Origin of the sequence: Legionella yabuuchiae (genome assembly GCF_900640115.1) — a bacterium.
Taxonomy (GTDB): domain Bacteria; phylum Pseudomonadota; class Gammaproteobacteria; order Legionellales; family Legionellaceae; genus Legionella_A; species Legionella_A yabuuchiae.
On record NZ_CAAAIW010000086.1, the window covers coordinates 1 to 337 of the forward strand.

The following is a 337-nucleotide window of genomic DNA, read 5'->3' on the forward strand; positions in this document are numbered from 1 at the left end:
TCTGTACGGCCTCTTACCCGTGGATCAGGTAAACCATCAAAATGTTCTATTAAACTGCATGACATTAAATAACCCCTTATTTCCAAATAAGGCACTATTTGATCATAACTACCAGTTATTTAAAAGGTTTTGGTGATCTTGCCCTGTGCTTTGCCCTTATCAAACCGTTTTGATAGGTCTTTTTATGATATGCCTCGTGTATGCTCGTGATAAACAGCCGCTTGCAAGCGCCAAGTTGCGCGTTGATGTTTATGAATACCAGGAAACTGCTGATTTCCATAGCGTCGACACACATTACAAAACAGCTTGTACGCTTTAAACCTTAAAAGGCTTCGGC

The 337-nt window shown here is 40.7% G+C and carries 1 pseudogene; it reads right to left on the reverse strand.

The window, feature by feature from the left end:
* Window positions 1-185 precede the first annotated feature (185 nt).
* Window positions 186-337, reverse strand: a pseudogene (locus E1O47_RS12765) (ISL3 family transposase); the annotation flags it as partial.